Origin of the sequence: Brachybacterium sp. GCM10030268 (genome assembly GCF_042666305.1) — a bacterium.
Taxonomy (GTDB): domain Bacteria; phylum Actinomycetota; class Actinomycetes; order Actinomycetales; family Dermabacteraceae; genus Brachybacterium.
Genome location: NZ_JBHTCW010000004.1, coordinates 47,168 through 67,400 on the forward strand (window position 1 = coordinate 47,168; position 20,233 = coordinate 67,400).

The 20,233-nt window shown below is 69.0% G+C and carries 17 protein-coding genes and 1 pseudogene; 7 read left to right on the forward strand and 11 right to left on the reverse strand.

Annotated features, from left to right (window positions below; all coding sequences use genetic code 11):
• Positions 1 to 52: 52 nt before the first annotated feature.
• Complete coding sequence (locus ACFQRD_RS07725) at positions 53 to 1,558, reverse strand: alanine/glycine:cation symporter family protein (RefSeq protein ID WP_377803690.1); 1,506 nt, start codon at positions 1,556 to 1,558, stop codon at positions 53 to 55.
• 332 nt (positions 1,559 to 1,890) lie between these two features.
• Here ACFQRD_RS07725 and ectA point away from each other — a divergent pair, with 332 nt between their 5' ends.
• From ectA to ACFQRD_RS07740, 3 genes are all read left to right on the forward strand, one after another.
• On the forward strand, positions 1,891 to 2,439 hold the full coding sequence (gene ectA, locus ACFQRD_RS07730) for a diaminobutyrate acetyltransferase (RefSeq protein ID WP_377803691.1): 549 nt from the start codon (positions 1,891 to 1,893) through the stop codon (positions 2,437 to 2,439).
• A gap of 103 nt (positions 2,440 to 2,542) precedes the next feature.
• Positions 2,543 to 3,811, forward strand: a complete 1,269-nt coding sequence (gene ectB, locus ACFQRD_RS07735) for a diaminobutyrate--2-oxoglutarate transaminase (protein WP_377793011.1) — start codon at positions 2,543 to 2,545, stop codon at positions 3,809 to 3,811.
• A gap of 108 nt (positions 3,812 to 3,919) precedes the next feature.
• On the forward strand, positions 3,920 to 4,312 hold the full coding sequence (locus ACFQRD_RS07740) for an ectoine synthase (RefSeq protein WP_209903649.1): 393 nt from the start codon (positions 3,920 to 3,922) through the stop codon (positions 4,310 to 4,312).
• Between the two features lie 202 nt (positions 4,313 to 4,514).
• Here the strand turns inward: ACFQRD_RS07740 and ACFQRD_RS07745 are convergent, their stop codons facing one another.
• Complete coding sequence (locus tag ACFQRD_RS07745) at positions 4,515 to 5,105, reverse strand: hypothetical protein (RefSeq protein ID WP_377803692.1); 591 nt, start codon at positions 5,103 to 5,105, stop codon at positions 4,515 to 4,517.
• Positions 5,106 to 5,169: 64 nt separating this feature from the next.
• Between ACFQRD_RS07745 and ACFQRD_RS07750 the strand changes: the two genes are divergently transcribed.
• On the forward strand, positions 5,170 to 5,838 hold the full coding sequence (locus ACFQRD_RS07750; protein WP_377803693.1) for an IMPACT family protein: 669 nt from the start codon (positions 5,170 to 5,172) through the stop codon (positions 5,836 to 5,838).
• Positions 5,839 to 5,918: 80 nt separating this feature from the next.
• On the opposite strand, the gene ACFQRD_RS07755 is transcribed toward ACFQRD_RS07750, so the two are convergent.
• The 3 genes from ACFQRD_RS07755 to ACFQRD_RS07765 form a co-directional block, all read right to left on the reverse strand.
• Positions 5,919 to 6,632, reverse strand: a complete 714-nt coding sequence (locus tag ACFQRD_RS07755) for a hypothetical protein (RefSeq protein WP_377803694.1) — start codon at positions 6,630 to 6,632, stop codon at positions 5,919 to 5,921.
• A 135-nt stretch (positions 6,633 to 6,767) separates the two neighbouring features.
• Entirely contained in the window at positions 6,768 to 7,052 is a 285-nt protein-coding gene (locus tag ACFQRD_RS07760) for a GlsB/YeaQ/YmgE family stress response membrane protein (protein ID WP_377803695.1), read from the reverse strand.
• Between the two features lie 246 nt (positions 7,053 to 7,298).
• Positions 7,299 to 7,532, reverse strand: coding sequence for a hypothetical protein (locus ACFQRD_RS07765; protein ID WP_377018218.1), 234 nt, complete (start codon positions 7,530 to 7,532; stop codon positions 7,299 to 7,301).
• Positions 7,533 to 7,767: 235 nt separating this feature from the next.
• Between ACFQRD_RS07765 and ACFQRD_RS07770 the strand changes: the two are divergent.
• Positions 7,768 to 9,606: pseudogene (locus ACFQRD_RS07770) on the forward strand (non-ribosomal peptide synthetase); the annotation flags it as partial.
• Between the two features lie 239 nt (positions 9,607 to 9,845).
• Here the strand turns inward: ACFQRD_RS07770 and nrdF are convergent.
• A complete protein-coding gene (gene nrdF, locus ACFQRD_RS07775) occupies positions 9,846 to 10,814 on the reverse strand; it encodes a class 1b ribonucleoside-diphosphate reductase subunit beta (protein ID WP_377018220.1) in 969 nt (322 codons plus the stop codon).
• Between the two features lie 391 nt (positions 10,815 to 11,205).
• On the opposite strand from nrdF, the gene ACFQRD_RS07780 reads away from it, so the two are divergent.
• Complete coding sequence (locus ACFQRD_RS07780) at positions 11,206 to 12,603, forward strand: DUF418 domain-containing protein (protein ID WP_377803696.1); 1,398 nt, start codon at positions 11,206 to 11,208, stop codon at positions 12,601 to 12,603.
• Positions 12,604 to 12,613: 10 nt separating this feature from the next.
• Here ACFQRD_RS07780 and ACFQRD_RS07785 read toward each other — a convergent pair whose 3' ends face one another.
• From ACFQRD_RS07785 to ACFQRD_RS07805, 5 genes are all read right to left on the reverse strand, one after another.
• Positions 12,614 to 13,723, reverse strand: a complete 1,110-nt coding sequence (locus ACFQRD_RS07785; RefSeq protein WP_377803697.1) for a D-2-hydroxyacid dehydrogenase — start codon at positions 13,721 to 13,723, stop codon at positions 12,614 to 12,616.
• A gap of 230 nt (positions 13,724 to 13,953) precedes the next feature.
• A complete protein-coding gene (gene nrdE, locus ACFQRD_RS07790; RefSeq protein WP_377792999.1) occupies positions 13,954 to 16,086 on the reverse strand; it encodes a class 1b ribonucleoside-diphosphate reductase subunit alpha in 2,133 nt (710 codons plus the stop codon).
• A 5-nt stretch (positions 16,087 to 16,091) separates the two neighbouring features.
• Positions 16,092 to 16,490 carry a class Ib ribonucleoside-diphosphate reductase assembly flavoprotein NrdI gene (nrdI, locus tag ACFQRD_RS07795; RefSeq protein ID WP_377792997.1) on the reverse strand — a complete coding sequence of 133 codons (399 nt, stop codon included), beginning with the start codon at positions 16,488 to 16,490 and terminating at the stop codon, positions 16,092 to 16,094.
• Positions 16,491 to 16,512: 22 nt separating this feature from the next.
• Positions 16,513 to 16,767, reverse strand: a complete 255-nt coding sequence (gene nrdH, locus ACFQRD_RS07800) for a glutaredoxin-like protein NrdH (protein ID WP_377018228.1) — start codon at positions 16,765 to 16,767, stop codon at positions 16,513 to 16,515.
• A 760-nt stretch (positions 16,768 to 17,527) separates the two neighbouring features.
• Positions 17,528 to 19,282: a Gfo/Idh/MocA family oxidoreductase gene (locus ACFQRD_RS07805; RefSeq protein ID WP_377803698.1), complete on the reverse strand. Its 1,755-nt coding sequence runs from the start codon at positions 19,280 to 19,282 to the stop codon at positions 17,528 to 17,530.
• Positions 19,283 to 19,547: 265 nt separating this feature from the next.
• Here ACFQRD_RS07805 and ACFQRD_RS07810 point away from each other — a divergent pair, with 265 nt between their 5' ends.
• On the forward strand, positions 19,548 to 20,222 hold the full coding sequence (locus ACFQRD_RS07810; protein ID WP_377018230.1) for a lysophospholipid acyltransferase family protein: 675 nt from the start codon (positions 19,548 to 19,550) through the stop codon (positions 20,220 to 20,222).
• Positions 20,223 to 20,233 lie beyond the last annotated feature (11 nt).

Here is a 20,233-nt window from a genome sequence, read left to right on the forward strand (position 1 = left end):
CCGTCTCCTGGCGTCCGCCGTGCGCCGTTCCCGTCGTCGCCGGGCCCGCCGGTCAGACTCCGGCGTTGCGCCTGTTGTCCTGGTAGTCGCTGACGTCCACGCCTTCCCAGACCTCGATGTTCTTGATTTCGGGCAGGTCCGAGGCGAGGAAGATCGGGTCGTGGCCCTGTGCCAGCTGCTCGTTGTAGTGGCGCAGCAGCTTCATGGCGGTCGGGGCGAGCAGGGCGATCACGATGAGGTTGATGATCGCGATGAAGACCATGCTGACCCCGGCGATGGACCAGGCCAGGTCCACCGAGATCACCGACCCGATGAACACCAGCGCGACCACGGCGAGGCCGAAGGCGATGTGCCAGCCGCGCTTGCTGGTGATGAAGTGCATGTTCGCCTCGCCGTAGGAGAAGTTTCCCAGCACGGAGGTGAAGGCGAGCAGAAACATGATCGCCGCCAGCAGGATCGCGGCCCACCCGCCGAGGTTGGCGGTCATCGACTCCTGCACCATCACCAGTCCCTCACCGCCGGCGGAGACGTCGGGGAAGGCCACCAGCACGATGAACGCGGTGATCGAGCAGATCAGGATCGTGTCGAAGTAGACCCCGAGGGTCTGGACCAGGCCCTGCTTGACCGGGTGGCTGACAGAGGCGGTAGCAGCCACGTTCGGGACCGAGCCCATGCCCGCCTCGTTCGAAAGCATCCCGCGCTGGACGCCGTTGACGATCGCGGCACCGATGCCGCCACCGATCGCGGCCTGCGGGCTGAACGCCTCCGTGACGATCTGGCCGATCACACGCGGCAGCTCACCGAGGTTCAGGCCGACGATGAGGATGCCGATGACCAGGTAGATCAGCGCCATCAGCGGCACCATGTTCTGGGCCACCCGGGCCACCCGGCGCATCCCGCCGAAAACGATCACACCGGTGAGGACGGCCAGCACCACACCGAGCACGACAGGCATCCACGGCATCCCTGCAGGATCCGCGTAGATCGCGACCGCACCGCTGAACGCGTCGACGATGGTGTTGGCCTGCAGCGAGGTGAAGGCGAAGGCGAAGCAGAAGATGAACAGGACCGCGAAGAACAGCCCGAAGCCGCGGCTGCCGAGCCCCCGCTGGATGTAGAAGGCCGGACCGCCCTTGTAGGTGTCCTCAGCACGGGACTTCCACAGCTGGGCGAGGGTGGATTCGATGAAGCTGGCAGCACTGGTGAGCAGGCACATCACCCACATCCACAGCACTGCGCCCGGCCCGCCCAGGAAGATCGCCCCGGCCACGCCGGAGATGTTGCCGGTGCCCACGCGCGCCGCCGCGGAGACGCTGAAGGCCTGGAACGCGCTGAGGGACTTGGTCCTCACGATGCGGTTGCGGCCCGCTCCGCGCTGCTCACGCTGCGCCTTCTGCGTGATCGCGCCGAACATCGCCGGGATCATCCGGAACTGCACTCCCCGGGAGCGGATCGTGAAGTACAGGGCGAGCACGACGACCACGGGCATCCCTGCCCAGGTCCACAGCCAGCCCTCGGCGTTTCCCAGCCATTCATTGAGTGATTCCAGAGGAGTCATGCCATGACGGTACCCAGTGTCCCTCCAGGTCCGTCGCGATTCGGCGCGGGGAGGCCCCCGTGCCTCACTCATGTCTGCGCGCGCGGGAGTCCGCGATCCGGGCACCCGTGACGCACAACACAGAGAGTTCTCGCCCCCGGCCGCCATCGAGCCGACCGCGACCCCATTTGCGCAGGTCGGCACGTATAGGAGGGCCTTGTCCGACAATCCGACGAGCAGGACGTCGGCGGTCACGTTTTCGTTACGACACTCCGAGCGGAGGCCTCTCCGCGAGGGCCCGGGGTCCACATCCGTCGGCGTTCTCGATAGCGTTGGGGATCGTTATGGGCCCGTTGACGACGATCGAAAACCACTCCGACTCGAACCGACGCACGACCCGATCCAGCTCCCCCGCCGCCGACCTCACGATCACTGCGCCTGCTCAGAGCCATGGCGCCGACATCTGGCGCGTTGCCCGGGACAGCGGATCTCTCGACCTGAACACCTCGTACGCCTACCTGCTGCTCGCCCGTGACTTCGCGGCGACCTCCCGGGTGGCTCTGCACGAGGGAGAGGTCGTCGGCTTCGTTCTCGGATACCTCCGCCCGGACGCTCCCGAGCGGCTGTTCATCTGGCAGATCGCCGTCGACGAGTCGATGCGAGGCCAGCGCGTGGCAGCCCGGCTGCTGGAGGCGCTGCTGGAGGATCTTCCGTCGGTGGCCGCACTGGAGACCACCATCACCGAGGACAACAGCGCCTCTCAGCGCCTGTTCGCCTCCCTCGCCGAGCGCCATGGCGCCAGCCACACGATCGAGCCGCTGTTCGAGGAGAGCCACTTCCCCGACGAGGGCCACGGCGCCGAACTGCTCCACGTGATCGGAGACCTGCGCCCCGGCGCATGAATGCGCTGCGCTTCCCACACCTCACCCGTCGAGACGGGCGTCTCCGTGCGCCCACAGGACCCCACAGACCATCCGCACCCATCCATCAGGGAGAAGGCACCACATGACGACGACCGCACCCACCAATGCCATTGAGCTCGAGTCCCAGGTCCGCAGCTACTCCCGCAGCTGGCCTACCACGTTCACCCACGCCACCGGCAGCACGCTGACCGCCGAGGACGGCCGGGAGTACATCGACTTCTTCGCCGGCGCCGGCGCCCTGAACTACGGCCACAACCACCCCGAACTGAAGAAGGTCGTCATCGACCACTTCCTCGAGGACCGTGTCGTCCACGGCCTGGACATGTTCACCGACGTGCGCCGCCAGTTCCTGGAGACCTTCAAGTCGCAGATCCTCGAGCCGCGCGACCTCGACTACGTGATGGCCTTCCCCGGCCCGGGCGGCGCCAACGCCGTCGAGGCCGCCCTGAAGCTGGCCCGCAAGGTGACCGGGCGCGAGTCCGTCGTGAACTTCACCAACGGCTTCCACGGGATGACGCTCGGTGCGCTGTCGGTGACCGGCAACTCGATGAAGCGCGGCGGCGCCGGCATCCCCCTGGTCCACGCCACCCCGATGCCGTTCGATGACTACTTCGGCCAGGTCGTCCCGGACTTCATGTACCTCGAGCGCCTGCTCACCGACGGCGGCAGCGGCCTGAACAAGCCCGCCGCCGTCATCGTCGAGTCCGTCCAGGGCGAGGGCGGCATCAACGCCGCCCGCGCCGAATGGCTGCGCGGCCTCGCCGATCTGTGCGCGAAGCACGAGATCCTGCTGATCGTCGACGACATCCAGATGGGCTGCGGCCGCACCGGCGGCTTCTTCTCCTTCGAGGAGGCCGGCATCAAGCCCGACATGGTCACGCTCTCGAAGTCCATCAGCGGCTACGGCCTGCCGATGGCGCTGACGCTGATCAAGCCCGAGCTGGATATCTGGGAGCCCGGCGAGCACAACGGCACCTTCCGCGGCATCGGCCCGGCCTTCGCGACCGCCACCAAGGCGATCGAGCTGTTCTGGAGCGACGACGAGCTCCAGAAGGAGACCATCAAGAAGGGCGCCTACATCGAGAGCCGCTTCAACCAGCTGGCCGCCCGCTTCGAGGACCACGAGCTCATCGTCAAGGGCCGCGGCCTCGCCCGCGGCCTGGGGATGCCCAGCGGCGAGCTGGCCGGCAAGGTCACCGACCGTGCTTTCGAGCTCGGTCTGCTGGTGGAGACCTCCGGGCCCGACGACGAGGTCGTCAAGCTGCTGCCGGCGCTCACGATCCCCGAGGACCAGCTCCGCCAGGGGCTGGACATCATCGACCAGGCCGTCGCCGAGGCGCTGACCGCCTGAGCACCCCACCCCCGTCGGCCCGCTCCAGCTCCGGGGCGGGCCGACGTCTCCCTGAGCGCCCGCTCGGGGACCGCAGGACCCCATTCATCCACGGAGAGGAATTCCCCCATGCTCGTTCGCACCCTCGATGAGGTCACCGACACCGACGCGGACATCAAGTCCGAGAACTGGCGCAGCAAGCGCATCATCCTGGCGAAGGAGGGCGTCGGCTTCTCCGTGCACGAGACCACGCTCTACGCCGGGACCGAGAGCTACTTCTGGTACGCCAACCACATCGAGGCGGTCTTCATCACCCAGGGCGAGGGGGAGATCGAGGATCTGGCCACCGGCGAGAAGCACCAGCTGGCGCCGGGCAGCCTCTACCTGCTCAACGACCACGACAAGCACATCGTGCGTCCCCGCACCGAGATCAAGTGCGTGTGCGTGTTCAACCCGCCGGTCACCGGCCGCGAGGTCCACGACGAGAACGGCGTCTACCCGCTGGTGACCGAGGACGCCTGAGGCGGACTCCTCCGTCCGCGGCCCGCTCGAGGCCGTAGGAGGACAAGGGCGCACCCGAGGCGCTCCTGAGCACGACAGGGCCCGGCAGGATCATCACGATCCTGCCGGGCCCTGTCGCGTCCCTCAGCCCTTGACGTCGCGGGCGGCAGCGGATCTGCCCGCCGTCACCGCACCTCTGCTGGACCGCGGGGATCAGGGGCGCTCACGAGGCACGACGACGGATGATCAGGAGGATCACGCCGATCACGACCAGCACGAATCCGAGGAAGCCGCCGCCCAGGCCCAGCAGGACGCCTCCGACGGCCCCGAAGATCCCACCGATGGAGACCGGCGGGCCGACGGCGACAGGCGTGCCGCCGCAGTCGAAGGAGTACTCCCCCGACTCGTTCGCCGTGATCGAGTCGAAGGACGCCCAGGTCCTCCCCTCCTTGGTGGTGCTGCTCGTCTGATGCGTGCCCTCGCCGATCGCCTCGGGCGAGGGGCCCATCACCTCGCACGTGGGGATCTGGGTGCCCTCCTCGGCGTAGAACTGGATATCGTCGCCGGCCTCCGCGGTGACCGAGCCGCTGCCGCTGTCGAACACCTCGATGTCACCCAGCCCGCCGGCTGTCCTGGTGATGCCGAGCACCGTGACGGTGATGCCGATGGCGATGCTGAGCACCAGGATGATCGCCCCGACGATGACAAGGATGTTCGGCACACTGCCGAACTTCTTCCGACCGGAGCCGGACCCTGGGTGCTGCTGACCCATCGAGCCCGGCGGGGGCACGGGAGCGGAGTTCGGGACGGTCATGGGGATCCTCCTGGGAATCGAGCTGCAACCTCGAGCAGACTACCGTCGCCCTAGACTCGGCTCCATGCCCGATCCACTCGTTCTCGCCGCCGATGTGGAGACGGAACTGGTCGAGAAGCGTTCCCGCTTCCTCACCCGACTGCACCGGGTCGAGGACCTCCACCAGGCCGAGGACCGCATCCGGGCCGCCCGACGCGACCACCCCGACGCCCGCCACCACTGCACCGCTCTCGTGATCGGCGCCCGGGGCGACGCCGCCGAGGTGAACCGCTCCAGCGACGACGGCGAACCGTCCGGCACGGCGGGCATGCCGATGCTCCAGTCACTCCTGCATGCCGGCCTGGTCGACACGCTGGCGATCGTCACCCGCTACTTCGGCGGCGTGAAACTGGGGGCCGGCGGCCTGATGCGGGCCTACACCGCCGCCGTGGAGCAGGCGGCCTCCGAGGCCACGGTGCTGCGCCGCACCCATCTCACCGTCGCCGAGCTGGACGTTCCGCTCGCCGAGATCGGGGCCGCCGAGAATGCGGTGCGCCAGTGGGCCGCCGCGCACGGCGCGCACGTCGAGCCCACCGTCTACTCCGCGCGCGCCGCGACCGTGCAGGTGCTCATCGAGCCGTCCCACCTCGAGGCCCTGGCGGCGGACACGGCCCGCTGGTCCTCCGGCCGCATCGACGTCCGCGCCAGCGGGGATCGACTGACGGATGTACCGGTCTCGCGCGAGGCGGGGTGAGACGTTGATCGGGCCGCGGAGCGAGCACCTCCGCGCACGCCCCAGCCGGTCGACCGGCACGTGGCCGGCACTCAGCGGGGTCATTGCCCGCCGGGAAGGTCGACGTAGTGCGCGGGAACCGATTTGAGCGGACGCAGATCACGCGGCTGCGCGGTGACCAGCCGGCTGAGCACAGCGAAGGACATCTCCCGGTGCAGATCGTGGAACTCCTCGACGGCCTCGCCGGAGCGGATCGGGAACACCCATCGCCATGATGAGGCGGGCTGCTCCCGCACATCGAACGGGTCGCGCACCACGGCGAGCTCGGTTCCCGCCGGGCGCACGGCCTCCAGCATGGCTGTCAGCACCGGCGTCAGGTCCCCTCCCGTGACGGCGTGCTGGGAGGGGACGTCCGCGCTGCTGGCGAGCTCGAGGTCGACGCGCCCGGTTCCTGCGGCGCTGTCCCAGGTAGTGGCCCGGACTCCGTAGATGATCCCGTGGGCGTCGTACTCCGCGATCAGCACCCGCGCGATCTGTTCGGCGCGCGCGGAGACGGCTCGCGCCGAGAGGCCGGCGGCATCGACCTGCACCGCGATGCTGCCGATCAGCCTCCCGCGCTGCGCCGTCGCCGCCCGCGGGACCACGTTGGCGTGGTGCAGCAGTGAGTAGTAGGGCACGGCCAGTGCCCGTCGGACCTCGCTCGAGGCACCCTCGCGCACCGCGAGCGGTCCGAAGTCGCGCCGCAGGATCAGCCCGAAGCGCAGCGCGAGGTGCTCACGCTGCTCGAGTTCCGTGAGGCGGTGCCGTCGCCGCATGTCCTCAGATTATCGACACCCGTCCACCGGCGATACCCACGGCGTGGGCGATGACCTGTCCCCGCACATGCCGACGGCGCCGCCCCGGGAGTCCCGGGACGGCGCCGTCGTGGTGCGGACGCTAGTGGCCTGAGGTCAGGCGCGGCCCTTGGTTGCGAAGCCGTAGATCGCCATCACGATGATCGCGCCGACGATGGACAGCAGGATGGTGCCGATGCTCCACGGGTTGTCCATGATCCCGCCGATGCCGTTGCCACCGAAGAGGCCTCCGATGAAGCCGCCGACGATCGCACCGATGACGCCGAGGACGATCGTCATCCCCAGCCCCATGGCCTGCTTGCCCGGCATGATCGCGCGGGCGAGGAGGCCGATGATCGCGCCGATGATGATCCACGAGATGATCAGTCCGATAAGTCCCATGACACGTTCTCCATTCGTTGAGGGGAAGGGGACGGGGTGTTACGCACACATTCTGGCCCCGCACGGCGACTGACGACCAGATCGTCGCGAAACCGCAGGTCACGCGGACGACCAGGCGGTATGGCGAGGACTCGATCACGACGTCGTGCCGCTCGGGCACGGCCGGTCAGCGCCTCGTCGCCGAATGACCCGGAGTGCGCAGTGCAGTGCGCGCCGCGGCGGGCCGCCGGTCCGCGGCCCTCCGTGTCACTGCGAGGCCAGTCGTGAGGCGAGCAGGGACTTGGCCTGCTCAGCACCCTTGGTGCTCTCGTGCTGCGCCTTGGAGAAGAGCTCGGCGAGTTCGGTGTCACCGTCCCGCTCCGCGTCCTTGACGTAGGTCTCCATGCGCAACGCGTTGTTCAGGCAGGACTCCAGGAACCACACCAGGTTGTAGTGCTTGTCCTTCGTCCCGGTGACCTGGCCAGCTTCTTGCTCCGACATGTTTCCTCCTCGTCGCGGGATTCACTGTGGTACCCGTCACGATAGGAGGGTGCTTGCTCCAGGGGAAGGCGCAGTGAGCCCCGCGCCCCCGGGGGCGCCGAGATCGCTCCGTGACCAGCGCGGCCGCTGGCATGCAGTCCTTAACCGCTCGGTTCGCGCCCCTGGGCGCCGCCGCCGAGAGGTGCCTGACATCTCCGGGCGCGTCCCCGCCGCGCGACACCGTCGCGTCACCTCGATGCCCGACAATCCGGGAGTGACAGCAACTGCTCCTGGCCTCCTCCCCGAGCTCCTCGCGGGAGAGCGCGCCCCCGCGCCCCGCACCCTCGTCGACATCTTCCGCCGCAGCGTCCACGCCGGCGGCGACTCCCTCGCGATCGATACCGGGCTCGATCCGCTGACGTACAGCGAGCTCGACGCCGCCGCGTCCGCGGTCGCCGAGCGGCTGGCCGCGCTCGGCGTCGGCCCCGGGGACAAGGTCGGGGTGCGCATCCGCTCCGGCACCCCCGACCTGTACATCGCGATCATCGGGACCCTCCTGGCGGGCGCGGCCTACGTGCCCGTCGACGCCGACGACCCCGACGAACGCGCCCGCGTGGTCTTCGAGGAGTCCGGCTCGGTCGCGATCCTCGGCAACGACCTCGCCATCGCGCAGACCGCCGCGGGTCGCGACCGGGCGCCCGCGCCCCGGCGCGAGGTCCGGCCCGAGGACGACGCCTGGGTCATCTTCACCTCCGGCTCCACCGGCAAGCCCAAGGGCGTGGCCGTCACCCACCGCAACGCCGCCGCGTTCGTCGACGCCGAGTCCCACCTGTTCCTCCAGGACGACCCCATCGGCGGCCAGGACCGGGTGATGGCGGGGCTGTCCGTCGCCTTCGACGCCAGCTGCGAGGAGATGTGGCTGGCCTGGGCCTACGGGGCGTGCCTGGTGCCCGCACCGCGGTCACTGGTGCGCTCCGGCGTCGACGTCGGCCCCTGGCTGGTCGCCAACTCCATCACCATCGTCTCCACGGTGCCCACCCTGGTCTCCCTGTAGCCGAACTCGGCGCTGGAGAATGTGCGGCTGCTGATCATGGGTGGCGAGGCCTGCCCGCCCGAGCTGGCCGCGCGGCTGCAGGCGCCGGGCCGCGAGGTGTGGAACACCTACGGCCCCACCGAGGCCACCGTCGTCGCCTGCGCCGCGATGCTCGACGGCGACCCGGCCGGCCCCGTGCGCATCGGCCTGCCGCTGGAGGGCTGGGACCTCGCCGTGGTGGACTCCGAGGGCAGCCCCGTCGCCGAGGGCGAGCGCGGTGAACTGATCATCGGCGGCGTGGGCCTGGCCCGCTACCTCGATCCCGCCAAGGACGCCGAGAAGTACGCGGCCATGCCCACCATGGGCTGGGACCGTGCATACCGCTCCGGCGACGTCGTGCTCAATGACCCCGCCGGCCTGGTCTTCGCCGGCCGCGCCGACGACCAGATCAAGCTCGGCGGCCGGCGCATCGAGCTCGGCGAGATCGACGACCAGCTCCTGCGGGTCCCCGGTGTCGTCGGCGCCGCCGCAGCGGTGCGCTCCACCTCCTCGGGCAACAAGCTCCTGATCGGATACCTCACCGTCGACGGCACCTACGACGCCGACGTCGCCAAGGACCTGCTGCGCTCGCGGATGCCCGCCGCGCTGGTGCCCCGACTCGCCGTGGTCGAGGAGCTTCCCACCCGCACCTCCGGCAAGATCGACCGCGACGCCCTCCCCTGGCCGCTGCCGCGCCGCCGGGAACCGGCCGCGGCACTGTCCGGCACCGCCGCCTGGATCGCGGAGATCTGGGCCGACGTGCTGGGCGCCGAGGTCACCTCCGGCAGCGAGGACTTCTTCGACCTCGGCGGAGGGTCCCTGACCGCGGCCCAGGTGGTGGGCCGGCTGCGGGAGAAGCACCCCGAGGTCGCCGTCGCCGACATGTACGAGCAGCCCACCCTCGCGGGACTGGCCGCGGCCCTGGATCAGATGGGCACCGCCACCGTCCGCAGCGACCGGGTCGTGGCTCCCGTGCGGCGCCGCAGCCAGCTCGCCCAGCTCGTGGCCCTCGTGCCGGTGCGGGCCGGGAGGAGCCGCAGCGCGGGCAGGCGCGTCCCACGAGGACGTCGGCCTCGGAGGCACCGAGCAGCTCGGCGACCCGCCTGCGCAGGATCGCATCGGCGTTCTCGTCGGCCGCATGATGCTGCACCGGCGAGTCGCCCACCGGGCGCGGGTCGATACGCCGAAGGCGCCGGACGTTCGCGTCCGGCGCCTTCGGGCGGGGTCCGGGGAGCACGCCTCGGCGTCCCGGGGTCAGAGCCTCAGAAGTCCCAGTCGTCGTCCTCGGTCTCGACGGCCTTGCCCATCACGTAGCTGGAGCCGGAGCCGGAGAAGAAGTCGTGGTTCTCGTCGGCGTTCGGGGACAGGGCGGCGAGGATCGCGGGATTGACCTCCGTGGAGTCCTGCGGGAACAGCGACTCGTAGCCGAGGTTCATCAGCGCCTTGTTGGCGTTGTAGCGCAAGAAGGTCTTGACCTCCTCGGTCCAGCCCACCGGGTCGTAGAGATCCTCGGTGTACTCCTCCTCGTTCTCGTACAGCTCGAGCAGGAGGGACATCGTGTAGTCCTTGAGCTCCGCGCGGCGCTCCGGGGAGGCCTGCTCCATGGCCTTCTGGAACTTGTACCCGATGTAGTAGCCGTGGACGGCCTCGTCACGGATGATCAGGCGGATGATGTCGGCGGTGTTGGTCAGCTCGCCGTGGCTGGAGTAGTGCATCGGCAGGTAGAAGCCGGAGTAGAACAGGAAGGACTCCAGCAGGGTGGACGCGACCTTCCGCTTCTCCGCGTCATCGCCCTGGTAGTAGTCCATGACGATCCGCGCCTTCTTCTGCAGCGGCTCGTTGAACTCGCTCCAGCGGAAGGCCTCGTCGATCTGCTTGGTGTCCGACAGCGTCGAGAAGATCTGGGAGTAGGACTTCGCGTGCACCGACTCCATGAAGGCGATGTTGGTGTACACCGCCTCCTCGTGCTGGGTGATCGCATCGGGGATCAGGGAGACGGCACCGACGGTCCCCTGCACGGTGTCCAGCAGGGTCAGCCCGGTGAAGACCCGCATGGTCAGCGTCTTCTCGTGATCGGGCAGCCGGTTCCAGGACTGGATGTCGTTGGACAGCGGCACCTTCTCGGGCAACCAGAAGTTTCCGGTCAGGCGGTCCCAGACCTCCTGGTCCTTCGGGTCCGGGATCCGGTTCCAGTTGATGGCCTGGACCGTCGTCTTCAGGTGGTCGTTCACCGCAGCCTCACTGTCAGAAGAATCGGGGAGAGTCAGTGCTCGCCAGTGTAGGCAGTGGGGCCCTCCCGACGGCGCACCGACGGCCCTCCGGCGCGGTGGGAATCGACACCCTCCGCCGGGGCAGCGGCGAACGCCGCGACGTTCACCTTCCTCGGCGTGAGCAAGCCCTCCGCTGCGGTGCGCGGGCCGTCTCCGGGCCTTGAGCACGATGGCGGCGCGCCTCCTCGACAACCGTGACACAAACCCGACTTTCGTCCCGCGACAGCGGCTGCGGGCGCGGCTAGGTTCGCAAGGGACGACGCCGCACCTCAGAGGACGACGCTGCACCTCGGGTGCGACGGCGCATCGACCGGATCCACCGCTCTGCCTCGCCGACCCGAAAGGCGCCGACGTGACCAGCTCGCCCACGGTTCCCCGCTCCCCTGCCGCCCCGTCCCGCCCACGCCGTTCCCTGGCCCCGGACATCTCCCGGGGCCTGATGCTCGCCCTGATCGCGATGGCCAACGTCTCCTGGTACCTGTGGGGCCATGAGGGATCCGTCGGCATGAGCCCCCACGTCCCGGCGATGGGCCCGCTCGATTCCGCGGTGCAGTTCGTCATGACCGTCGCCGTCGACCATCGTGCGATGCCGCTGTTCGCGTTCCTGTTCGGCTACGGCATGGTGCAGTTCTACCGCTCCCGCATCGACCGCGGCATGGAAGCCGGCGTCGTCCGGATCATGATGCGGCGCCGGCACTGGGCGATGCTGCTGCTGGGCTTCCTGCATGCGGCGCTGCTGTTCTACGGGGACATCCTGGGGGCGTACGCGGTCGCCGCCCTGCTGCTGGTGTGGATCTTCTTCGGCCGGCGCACCCGCACCCTCGCCATCTGGCTGATCGTGCTGACCTCGATCATGGTGCTGTATGCACTCTTCTCCGCCGTCAGCGCGCTGGTGCTGGCCTTCCTCGCCCCGCCGGAGGCGCTCGCGGAGATGGAGGCGGGAATGGCCGGCTTCGGAATGGGGTTCATCCGGGACCTGGCCTACGGGCAGCCGTACCTGATCTCGATCCTGACGCGCACCGGGATGTGGCTGTTCGCGCTCGTGCCGGCCGTTTTCATGGGCCCGCCGCTGATGATCCTGCTGGGGTGGATCGCCGCCCGTCACCGGGTGCTCGACGAGCCGTGGCGCCACGTCCGGCTGCTGCGTCGCGTCGCGATCGGCGGCATCGCCATCGGCTGGCTGGGCGGACTGCCGGACGCTCTGACGTACGTGGGTGTGCTGCCCATGCCGGAGGCGGTCGCCTGGGGCTTCGTCGGGATCACCTCGGTCTCGGGCATGGCCTGCGGCGTCGGCTACGCGGCCGCGTTCGGCCTGCTCGCGGCGCGGCTGGAGAAGCACGGGCTCCCAGCCGCGGCGCTCAGTGCGGAGGGTCCGGCGTCCCGATCCGGCGCGACGGCGGAACAGACCCCGGCCCAGCGCGCCTACGGCGTTCCTGCGGCGACCGACATGCCGGTCACGGACGCCCGGCCCGGGCCCCTGGTACGCGCCCTGAGCGCCGTCGGCCAGCGGTCGCTGACGTTCTACCTGTTCCAGTCGCTGCTGTTGGCCCCGATCATGGCCGGCTGGGGATTCGGCCTCGGCGCGCAGCTGAGCACGGCCCCGGCCGTCGCCATCGCCCTCGCGGTCTGGATGGTCTCGCTGCCGATCGCCGCCTTCATGGACTCTCGAAGCCTCCGCGGGCCGGCCGAGATGCTGCTGCGACGGATGACCTACGGCCGGCACGAGAGGCGGGAGCGGCTGGCTCGGTAGAACTCGAGCTTCAGTAGAACTCGACCGTGTCGACCACGTTCCGCATGGGCCGGCCGTCGACGAAGCGGCGCAGGTTGTCGATGAAGAGCGTCACGATCCGGTCGTCCTCGCGAGCACTCACCGCTGCCGTGTGCGGCGAGATCAGCACGTTCGGGTGGTCCCACAGCGCACTCTCGGCGGGCAGCGGCTCGGTCGCGGTGACGTCGAGGGCGGCGTAGCCGATCCGGCCATCCTCGAGCGCGGCCAGCAGCGCGCCCTCGTCGATGACGGTCCCGCGGCCGACGTTGACCAGGATCGTTCCCTCACGCAGACCCTCGAGGACGTCGGCGCCGACCAGACCCGCTGTGCGGTCGGTCCCGGGCAGGGTCACGACGATCGCGTCGGCCTCGCGAGCGGCGCGGGCCAGCTGATCGATCGGGACCAGCTCATCGACGCCGTCGACGGGCTCGCCGCTGCGGGTGGTGCCCATGACGCGCGCCCCCAGCGCGGAGAACTTCTGCGCGCACATCGCGCCGATGCCCCCGAGACCGACGATCAGCACCGTCATCTCGCTGACGTGGCGCATCTCCAGCCGCCCGCCCCACTCGTGACGCCGCTGGAGCTCCTGGAGGCGGGGCAGAGTCTTGGCGCCGGCCAGCACACCGAGCAGGGCGAACTCCGCGAGCGGTTCCGCGTGCACCCCGGCGGCGGTGGTGACCGTCAGGCGCTCGAGCTCATCCTCGGTGAGTCCGGCGGCGCGCACCTGTGCTCCTCCCCCGGCGGCCATCGTCTGGACCCAGCGCAGTCCCGGATTCGCCCGGACAGTGCGCGCCAGACCAGCGGGGTCGCCGTCCGGCAGGCTGAAGAGCACGTCGGCGGAATCCACCATCTCCTCGTAGGCGCGCTGCTGCGCGGCCGTGCGCCGGTGCTCCGGGTCGCCGTGCCAGTCAGCGGCGCCGCGGCGAGGAGGATAGAGGAAGTGGTCCCGGATCACCTCGGCGCGCGGCTCTGCCTCCTCGATCCCGCGGCACAGCTCCTCGGGCAGGTTCGCGGCGATGACGATGCGCGGACGGTCGGCCGGCGCACCGTCAGTATCCGGCGCCGGCGCCCTCGTCACATCGTCGGAGTGCGGGTGCGTCATGGGTGAGTTCCTTCCCCGCTGGTCGTGGGCTCGTGAGGGGTCCAGCGGTTACTGCGGAGAGTACGTCCACCGATGTGTGCGGCTTACCCGGGCACCGGATGCTGATATTACGGCTGCCATCGATCCGTGGCTGTTCGGGCTGACTACACCTCCCCGCGCGCAAGAACGCCGGGGTCCGGACACGGTGCTTCCCGTGTCCGGACCCCGGCGTCACCTCGGCGGACGAGAGGTCAGAGCATGCAGCTGACGCAGCCCTCGACCTCGGTGCCCTCGATCGCCATCTGCCGCAGGCGGATGTAGTAGAGGGACTTGATGCCCTTGCGCCAGGCGTAGATCTGCGCCTTGTTGATATCGCGCGTGGTGGCGGTGTCCGGGAAGAACAGCGTCAGCGACAGACCCTGGTCCACGTGCTGCGTGGCCTCGGCGTAGGTGTCGATGATCTTCTCGTACCCGATCTCGTACGCATCCTCGTAGTACTCGAGGTTGTCATTGGTCATGTACGGCGCCGGGTAGTAGACGCGACCGATCTTGCCTTCCTTGCGGATCTCGATCTTGGAGACGATCGGGTGGATCGAGCTGGTCGAGTGGTTGATGTAGGAGATGGAGCCGGTCGGCGGCACCGCCTGCAGGTAGGCGTTGTACATGCCGTGCTTCTGGACCTCGTCGCGCAGCTGCTTCCAGTCCTCCGGCGTGGGCAGGTGCACGCTGGAGTTCGCGAACAGGCTGCGGACCTTCTCGGTGCGCGGCTCCCACGTCTGCTCGATGTACTTGTCGAAGTACTCGCCCGTGCCGTACTTCGAGTTCTCGAAGTCGTAGAAGACCTCGCCGCGCTCCTTGGCGATCTTGTTCGACGCCTTGATGGCGTTGTAGGTGACCGCGTAGAAGTACATGTTCGTGAAGTCCAGGCCCTCGTCGGAGCCGTAGAAGATGGACTCGCGGGCGAGGTAGCCGTGGAGGTTCATCTGGCCCAGACCGATGGCGTGCGAGGCGCGGTTGCCCTCGGCGATCGTCGGCACCGACTCGATGTCGGAGTGGTCCGAGACCGAGGTGAGGCCGCGGATCGCGGTCTCGATGGTGCGCGAGAAGTCGTCGGAATCCATCGTCTTGGCGATGTTCAGCGAACCGAGGTTGCAGGAGATGTCCCGGCCCAGCTCGTCGTAGCTCAGGTCCGTGTTCATCGACGAGGGGGTCGAGACCTGCAGGATCTCCGAGCACAGATTCGAGTGGGTGATCTTGCCCGGGATCGGGTTCGCCCGGTTCGCGGTGTCCTCGAACATGATGTACGGATAGCCGGACTCGAACTGGATCTCCGCCAGGATCTGGAAGAAGTCGCGCGCCTTGATCTTCTTCTTGGAGATGTTCGGGTTGTCGACCATCTCGCGGTAGTGATCGGAGACGTTCACGTCGGCGAACGGCTTGCCGTACTCGCGCTCCACGTCGTACGGGGAGAACAGGTACATCGGCTCGTTCTTCTTCGCGAGCTCGAAGGTGATGTCGGGGATGACCACGCCGAGCGAGAGAGTCTTGATGCGGATCTTCTCGTCGGCGTTCTCGCGCTTGGTGTCCAGGAAGCGCAGGATGTCCGGGTGGTGGGCGTTGAGGTACACCGCACCGGCGCCCTGACGCGCACCCAGCTGGTTCGCGTAGGAGAAGGAGTCCTCCAGCAGCTTCATCACGGGGATGACGCCGCTGGACTGGTTCTCGATGTGCTTGATCGGTGCGCCGTACTCGCGCACGTTGCTCAGCAGCAGTGCCACGCCGCCGCCGCGCTTGGACAGCTGCAGCGCGGAGTTGATCGAACGACCGATCGACTCCATGTTGTCCTCGATGCGCAGCAGGAAGCAGGAGACCAGCTCACCGCGCTGTGCCTTGCCGGCGTTGAGGAAGGTGGGGGTGGCCGGCTGGAAGCGGCCGTCGAGGATCTCGTCGACGAGGTTGCGGGCCAGCTGCTCATCGCCCTCGGCGAGGGTGAGGGCCACCATCACCACGCGGTCCTCGAAGCGCTCCAGGTACCGCTTGCCGTCGAACGTCTTCAGCGTGTACGAGGTGTAGTACTTGAACGCGCCCAGGAACGTCGGGAAGCGGAACTTCTTGGCGAAGGCCTGCTCCGACAGCGACTCGATGAAGGAGAAGTCGTACTTCTCCAGCAGCTCGGGCTCGTAGTACTTGTTCTCGACCAGGTAGTCGAGCTTCTCGCGCAGCGAGTGGAAGAACACCGTATTGGGGTTCACGTGCTGCAAGAAGTACTCCCGCGCCGCGAGGCGATCCTTGTCGAACTGGATCTGGCCGTCCGCTCCGTAGAGGTTCAGCATCGCGTTCAGGGCGTGGTAGTCGAGCTGCCTGTTGTGCTCGAGTGGGGGCATCTCGGTCAGTGTCGCCAAAACTCTTCCAATCCGTCGTGGACCCGCTGCACGTCGCGAGGGGTACCGAACAGTTCGAATCTGTACATGTGCGGGACGCGGCACTTGGCGGAGATGACATCCCCTGCCGCGCAGTACGCGTCCCCGAAGTTGGTGTTGCCGCCACCGATCACGCCACGGATGAGGTTCCGGTTGCGTTCATCGTTGAGGAACTTGATGACCTGCTTGGGGACGGCACCGCGGCCGTTGCCCCCGCCGTAGGTCGGGACCACCAGGACGAACTCCTCATCGGCGACGAGGTGCTCCTCCTGGGCGTAGAGCGGGATGCGCCGGGCCGGCATCCCGAGCTTCTCGACGAAGCGGTGAGTGTTGCCCGAGACCGAGGAGAAGTAGACGAGCTTCGTCACGCCGACGCCTCCTGGTGACAGCTCAGATCGCGGCGGCCGAACGCTGCGAGCCGGCGCCCGCGATCGCCTTGATCTTGTCGGGACGGAAGCCGGACCAGTGATCCTGCTCCGTGATGACCACGGGAGCCTGCGCGTAGCCCATGGACTTGATGCGCGCCAGCGCCTCGGCGTCCTCGGTGATGTCGACGACGTCGTAGGCGACGCCGGCCTTGTTCAGGGCGCGCTTGGTCGCGTCGCACTGCACGCAGAGGGGCTTGGAGTACACGGTGATGTCCAAGGGAAGGGGCCTTTCTCGAGCGCCGCGCCGAGAGCGCGAGGAGCGTGGTGTGTGCAGATGTTCCGGGGAGGTCCGATGGACCACGTCACAGGCCTCCGGAGGCTCCCCACCGCCGCCTCATCAGAGCTTTCGATGTGGCGGACGGTCCCCGGGAGGGCCGGATCGCTGCGACAGCACCAACACTACACCTAGTGGTACCCGAGAGGAACGACCACAAGATGTACTGAGTTACAAGATTGTCATCCACAAGGCGGTGGGGACGGGATGTGGATGGCTCGGGGCAGCTGGGGACGCGAATCGCGAGCCACGCACGAAGACCGAGGAGAGGACCGAGGATGCGTGCACATCACAGTGTGGACAGGGGGTCGGACAGACCGCGATCGCGGTGGACGGCGCTGCTGAGCGAGGGTCCCCGGCGAGCCCGGATCGGGCGCAGATGTGTTCCGGATCCCCGGCGTGTCCGGGCGCGTCGCGGCGTGTCGCCGGCGTGTCGCCGGCGTGGCGTCGGCGTGTCGTCGGCGTGCCTCGACGGGACGTCGTACTGATTTCTCGGCGCAGTATCGGCGCGCCCCTACGGGGCACCATGCGATGCCCCGGGCGTGTCGCGACCGGCTTCATGCGGACCGCCCTCGCCGCACCGGCGTGTCGCCTCGTGAGCCGTCCGGGCCTCTGCCGCCCGGGGCGTCATGGCGCCCTGCGGCACGTCCGCGGCGGCAGCGCGCCGCACGCGCAGTTCCTCAGAAGGGGCGGTGACGGTTCCTCAGGAGGGGCGGTTGCGGTACTCGCCAGCCGTCGACTCCGCCGACGGGGTGCCGGTCGTCTCGGAGCCCTGCGGGGACGCGGCCTCGTCGTCGCCGGTGCCCTCGTGCGACGCGGCCGGCGCCGCCGAGCCGCCCGCCGAATCGTCGCCCTCGCGCTGCGCGTCGGACGTCCTGTGCGGCTCGGGAGGCCAGGTCGATTCGTCCAGACCATCCGATCGGAGATTCCACACGTCCACGACGTCACGGCCCGTCCGCGGCGCGGCACCTGGCTCCGCGTCGGGATAGTCGATGGGCTCGGTGGGGTTGGTGGGCTCCGGGAGTCCGCTCGGATCGCTCGCGGCGGCGGGGACGACGGGCTGTCGCTGCTCCGTCGGACGCTGATCCGCCGGGCTGCTGTGGGGCGACGGGGTGACCGACTCCTGCTCGAGCGTCTCCGGTGCCGGCTGCGATTCCGGTTCCAGGGCCGGCGGTTCGCCGTCCGGCGCTCCCACCACGCCGGCCGTCGCCGGTTCCTGTTCCAGCGTCTCCGCAGCCGGTTCGGAGTCGAGCGGCTCGGAGGCAGACGGATCAGCGCTCTCGGCCTCGCTGTCGCTCCCCTGTTCGTCGTCGGCCGCGTCGGGGACCGGATCGAGGCTGCGACCGTCGGCGACCACGATCGTGGAGAGCACCTCCCGCAGGAGCGTGACCTGGTTGCGTGCCTCCTCGGCGCCGGAGACGGGCCGGACGCCCTTCTCGACGAAGCTGTGGAACGCCTCCCACATGGCTTCGACGCTGCCCTTCGTGGCCACGGTCGCCGTCTCCTGGACGGCGCCGCCCTTCTTCTCCCGCAAAGCGACACTGGAGCGGCGGTCGCCATGCGAGGGAGCGGGAAGCTCGACCTCCATGCGGCGACGCGCGGAGAGCACCTTGATGTGCTCGGAGTACTCGGGCGCGAAGGGCAGGTAATGCCACACCAGGCGCACATGCGCTCCGCCTTCGAGCTCGCCGAGGATCTCGAGGGAGCCGGGGATGACGCCCTTGGGCCAGTGGCGCACCGCCGTCACGCGGGTGATCGGCCCGTACACCGCCTCCATCACGGCCATCTGGTGGGCCACCCCGGTCAGCAGGCCCTTCACATACAGGTCGCGGTCGCGCTGGGTGGCGCCCTCGCCGGAGCCGGCGACGACGGCGGCCTGGAGATCGGAGCGGCGCTGCGAGCGCACGTCGGAGCGCAGGTCGTAGGAGGAGCTCGTCACGTGCGCTCCGCCGAACAGCGGCTGGCTGGCCGGCATCAGCACTTCGTGATCGACCATCCGCAGGTCCTTGGTGGCGATCTGCTCCGACATGCGCGCGACGGATTCGTCGTACTGCTGCGGGTAGGCCATCATCACCAGGCGCCGACCCGTCATCCGCTCGAAATCGGCGACCTTGGCCACCTCCTCGGCGGAGAACCCCAGCGGGGGCTCGACCAGCACGGGGATCCCGCGGCGCATCAGCTGCAGCAGGTCCTCGACGTGGAGACCGTCGGTCGCCAGGACGGCCGCATCGAGCGAGAGCGTCTTGGCGCGCACCGCTGCGATGAGATCGCCGACCGACTCGTAGCGCTTGTCCTCACCGATGCCCCACACGTCGGAGGCCTCCCGGCGCCGACGCGGCGAGTGGTCGACCAGGGCGGCGACGGTGAACCGGTCCCAGCGCCGCCGCAGCACCGGAAGGTGCACGGCCTGCGCCATCGTTCCGGCACCGATCACGGCGACGTTCAAGGTCTTCGGCATCGACAGGCTCCTCGGGATCGGCGGAGATCGGCAGCGCCCACCGCATGCGCGCAGCGGACGCAGCGACCGCCCTACTGCCTCATCGCGCCTCCGGAATCGGCGCGTGACGCACGCCTGTTCTACCACACCGAGCCGGACCCGAAGTCAGCGGCTTCACCGGCGCGACCTGCACATCATCCGGGCCGACAGCATCCGGCGGCGGCAACCCGGCCACGGCCGGCGGGGATATCGTAGACGGCGATCTCAGACGTCTCAGGAGGACTACGTGGCCAGCCGCTTCTACTTCGGTGCTCGCACGGTCGTCAGGCCGCTCGTGCGGCTCGCATGGAACCCCCGGGTCACGGGGATGGAGAACGTGCCGCGCGAGGGCGGCTTCATCATCGCCTCGAACCATCTGGCCAACATCGACAGCTTCGTCATCCCGGTGGTCTTCCCCCGGCAGGTGCGCTTCGTGGCCAAGGACACGCTCTGGGCGCATCAAGGGATCAAGGGCAGCGTCCTGCGCTGGTTCTTCGATGCCGTCGGCGCCGTACCGGTGGATCGCGAGGCGCTCTCGTCCGGCAAGGGCGCGCTGCAAGCGGCTCTGGAGATCCTCCGCGAGGGCTCCGGTTTCGGGATCTACCCCGAAGGAGCACGCTCCAAGGACGGGCTGCTGCATCCGGGCAAGCAGGGCGCCGCCTGGCTCGCGCTGGAATCGGGATGCCCCGTCATCCCCGTCGGGCTGAAGGGCACTCAGCATCTGTTCACCACGGCGATCCCCGAGCGCGGCACCGTCAGCGTGCGCGTGGGAGAGCCGCTGGACATCGCCGACGTCGATCCCAGCCTGTCCAAGGGGGTCCGGCGACGCGTGATGAACGCGCGGATCATGGACGAGATCCAGAAGCTCTCGGGCCAGCGGCGCTCCCCCGAACCGACGTCCTCGGCCCGTTCCGAGTTCTGAGGATCGTCCGG